The 3,755-nt window shown below is 63.7% G+C and carries 4 protein-coding genes; 1 reads left to right on the forward strand and 3 read right to left on the reverse strand.

All coding sequences use genetic code 11. From position 1 onward, the window contains the following. The coding region (locus EN925_RS27335; protein WP_245487316.1) for a gamma-glutamyl-gamma-aminobutyrate hydrolase family protein at nt 1-749 on the reverse strand (749 nt) is incomplete at its 3' end. Nucleotides 750-1,012: 263 nt separating this feature from the next. Between EN925_RS27335 and EN925_RS27340 the strand changes: the two genes are divergently transcribed. Further along, nucleotides 1,013-2,122 (forward strand): TRAP transporter substrate-binding protein, encoded by a 1,110-nt coding sequence (locus tag EN925_RS27340; RefSeq protein WP_013528215.1) that lies wholly within the window; start codon nt 1,013-1,015, stop codon nt 2,120-2,122. A gap of 85 nt (nt 2,123-2,207) precedes the next feature. Here the strand turns inward: EN925_RS27340 and EN925_RS27345 are convergent, their stop codons facing one another. After that, nucleotides 2,208-3,236, reverse strand: a complete 1,029-nt coding sequence (locus tag EN925_RS27345) for a zinc-dependent alcohol dehydrogenase family protein (protein WP_164753632.1) — start codon at nt 3,234-3,236, stop codon at nt 2,208-2,210. A gap of 18 nt (nt 3,237-3,254) precedes the next feature. After that, nucleotides 3,255-3,755, reverse strand: a 501-nt coding sequence (locus EN925_RS27350) for a TRAP transporter large permease subunit (RefSeq protein ID WP_128337056.1), incomplete at its 5' end; no start/stop codon positions are given.

Here is a 3,755-nt window from a genome sequence, read left to right on the forward strand (position 1 = left end):
CCTTCGCCGTCGGCGTGCAATGGCACCCGGAATACTGGGTCAAGTCGGACAGCAATTCGGTGAAAATATTCCGTGCCTTCGGCGATGCGGTTCGGCTGCACGCCGACGGCGAAGGCGCGGGCGTCCCGCACCGAAACCGCCTCGACCGTGCCGTCGGTGGCGACGGCCTCGACCTGCAGCTTCGAGCCGAGCCGGTCGATCGCCTGGCGGTGCAACGAATTGACCTTGATGTCGCCGGCACCGAACACACCGGCCAGGCAACTGTCAGGTTTGATCGAAATGGTCTGGTGGATGGCGAAGCGTTCGTCCTGCTTCTCGCTCACCGGCGCGCGGTGATCGAGCGAACCCTCGCGCTCCTGGATCTCGGTGCCGAGCGTGCCGCCCAACGCCACGTTCAGTTCCTGGATGCCGCGGCAGATGGCGAGCAGTGGCACGCCGCGTTCGATCGCCCGGCGGATCAGCGGCAGCGTCGTGGCGTCGCGCGCCGGATCATAGGGGCCATTGGCTTCACTGGCGTCGCCGCCATAAAGCGAGGGATGCACATTGGATTTCGAGCCGGTGACCATGACGCCGTCGACCGACGACAGGAGTTCGTCGAAATCGAGCCGGTCGCCGAACGATGGCACCAGCACCGGGAACACGCCGGCGCCGGCGATCGCCGCTTCCAGATATTGTTGTGGGGCGGCATGCCAGGTGTAGTTGTCGAACTGACGGACGTCGGTCGATATGGCGACGAGCGGCTGATGCATTTTGGCTCTATGTTCCATCGGGGCAAGGGATACCTGCCTTCAAAATAGGCGATCCCACGTTATTTTTCCATGCCAAGTTTCGGCGTGTCGCATGGGCCACGAAACGGCCTGTTAGACTATAGTTGCAGTGCAGCCGGGCTTCGCCGTCAAATCGGGCCGGCCTGCTGGACTCGACTTCTTGCCTGTGTATTGTCTCGAACGAACCGACACGGAAACCGAGGATTTTCTGACGTCGGCCTGTTGATCCAAAAGGGAGGAACTTCATGGATCGTCGTTCATTCATTCGCAAGGCCGGTGTCACCGGCGTCGGTGCCGCGGCGGCGGCGGCCACGCTGGCGGCGCCTGCAATCGCCCAGTCCAATCCCAAGGTGACATGGCGGCTGGCGTCGTCCTTCCCGAAGTCGCTCGACACCATCTATGGCGGCGCCGAGGTGTTCTCGAAGATGCTGTCGGAAGCCACCGACGGCAATTTCCAGATCCAGGTTTTTGCTGCCGGTGAGCTGGTACCTGGCCTGCAGGCCGCCGACGCCACCACAGCCGGCACGGTCGAGGCCTGCCATACGGTGGCATATTATTACTGGGGCAAGGACCCGACATGGGCGCTCGGTGCGGCGGTTCCCTTTTCGCTCAACGCACGCGGCATGAATGCCTGGCATTACCATGGCGGCGGCATCGACCTGTTCAACGAGTTTCTCGCCACGCAGGGTCTTTTCGGCCTGCCGGGCGGCAACACCGGCGTGCAGATGGGTGGCTGGTTCCGAAAGGAAATCAACACGGTGGCCGACCTTTCCGGCCTCAAGATGCGAATCGGCGGTTTTGCCGGCAAGGTGGTGCAGAAACTCGGCGTCGTGCCGCAGCAGATCGCCGGCGGCGACATCTATCCGGCGTTGGAAAAAGGCACCATCGACGCGGCCGAATGGGTGGGCCCCTATGACGACGAGAAGCTCGGCTTCTACAAGGTGGCGCCCTATTATTACTATCCCGGCTGGTGGGAGGGCGGCCCGACCGTCCACCTGATGTTCAACAAGGCGAAGTACGAAGAGCTTTCGCCGACGTACAAGTCGCTGCTGCACACTGCCGCGCAGGCGGCCGACGCCAACATGCTGCAGAAATACGATTATCTGAACCCTGCGGCGGTGAAGCGGCTGGTGGCCGGCGGCGCGAAACTGCGCCCGTTCAGCCAGGAGATCATGGCCGCCTGCTTCGAAAAGGCCAACGAGGTCTATACCGAAATGGAAGCCTCCAACGCCCCGTTCAAGAAGATCTGGGAATCGATCAAGGGCTTCCGCAAGGAGCATTATCTCTGGGCACAGGTGGCCGAATACAATTACGACACCTTCATGATGGTCCAGCAGCGCAACGGCAAGCTGTAGCCGGCCGGACTTCTGCTCAAAAGCTCTCTGGGCGGACCCCGCTCAGGGAGCTTTTCTGTATATGCCGGGAGGCGAAGCCGGCGGTTCAGCCGCGGCGCGGCACCACCAGAACCTTGACCTCGCCGGGCGCCGGCGGATTGGCGATCACCGCTGGCGCTTCTTCAAGCGACACCGGCCTGGAGATCAGCCTGTCGATCTCGACCGCACCGGAAGCGATGAGTTCGGCGGCGCGGCGATGGGTGTAGGGATTGAGGAAGGAACCGAGCACCTTCAGTTCCCGGAACAACAGGTCGAACGGCTCGAATTCCGCTTTCATGCCTTGCGGCGTCACGCCGACAGTGACGACCGTGCCGCCGGCTCGGGCCAGCCGCATGGACTGCTCGACGGTCTCTCGCACGCCGGCGCATTCGAAGACGACGTCGACGCCACCTGGCGCCAGACCGGCCGGTCCGGCGATCGCATCGATGACATCGGTGGCTGTCGGATCGATCGTCGCTGTCGCGCCGAGGTCCTCGGCGAGGGCGCGCCGCGAAGCCTGCCTGGTCGACAGAATGATGGTCGTGGCTCCCGCCAGTCTTGCCAGCTGCACGGTGAGCAGGCCGATCACGCCGCCGCCAAGCACGACCACCGAGCTGCCCGGTTTGATACCGGCAAGGTCGACGCCGTGCAGGCAACAGCCGAGCGGCTCGCAGAAGGCACCGTGCAGGGGGTTCAGGCCTGCAGGCAGCACGAAAGCCTGTTTCTGCGGCAAGGCAAGATAGTCGGCAAAGCCGCCGTCGCGATGAATGCCGATCGCGCACAGATTGGTGCAGAGATTGACTTGTCCCGCGTGACAGTGCGCGCAGCGCCCGCAGGCTATGTTGGGGTCGCCGGTAACACGATCGCCGATGGCAAAACCCGAGACCGATGTTCCGATCGCCTCGACGATGCCGGAAAACTCATGGCCGGGCGTCACCGGTGGCGTGCAAGGAAATTCACCGTGAAACAGATGCCGGTCCGTGCCGCAGACGCCGCAGGCTTCGATGCGCACCAGTAGCTCATCCGCACCGATGTCAGGCATGTCGACGTCGCGCAGCGTGATGTCGCCCACTGCTTCCAGCCGCACCGCTTTCATGGTCTTGACCATGCCGGTTCAGTTGAAGCTTGGCGGTTGCGACAGGTCGGGCTGTGGCGCTGCCGGCTTTGCCGGTGTCGGATCGCCGAAACTGGGCGGTTGCGAAAGGTCAGGAGCGGCCGGCGCCGTGGCGCCACCAGCGGGCGCCGCTCCATCCGCCGGCGGCGTGCCCAGCGGCGACAGGCCGGGCACCTCCGGTACCTTGTAGTCGATGGTGCCCGGATCGACGGTCGTTCCCTTGTAGTGCATCACCATTTGCGGGAAGGCGATGGTCAGCCCGATCATGATCACCTGGATGCAGACAAAGGGCACCGCGCCCCAATAGATCTGGCCGGTCGTCACCGGCGCGATTTGTTTGCCGGTGAGACGATCGAGATAGGGCACGCGCGCGGCCACCGAACGCAGATAGAACAGCGCGAAGCCGAAGGGCGGGTGCATGAAGCTGGTCTGCATGTTGACGCCCAGGAGCACGCCGAACCAGATCAGGTCGATACCGAGCTTGTCGGCGGCGGGCGCCAG

This window comes from Mesorhizobium sp. M7A.F.Ca.US.006.04.2.1 (assembly GCF_004022915.1).
GTDB lineage: Bacteria > Pseudomonadota > Alphaproteobacteria > Rhizobiales > Rhizobiaceae > Mesorhizobium > Mesorhizobium ciceri.

Coding starts and splice junctions, on each gene's coding strand:
- EN925_RS27340 (WP_013528215.1), top strand. CDS start 1,013: ATGGATCGTCGTTCATTCATTCGCAAGGCCGGTGTCACCGGCGTCGGT.
- EN925_RS27345 (WP_164753632.1), bottom strand. CDS start 3,236: ATGAAAGCGGTGCGGCTGGAAGCAGTGGGCGACATCACGCTGCGCGAC.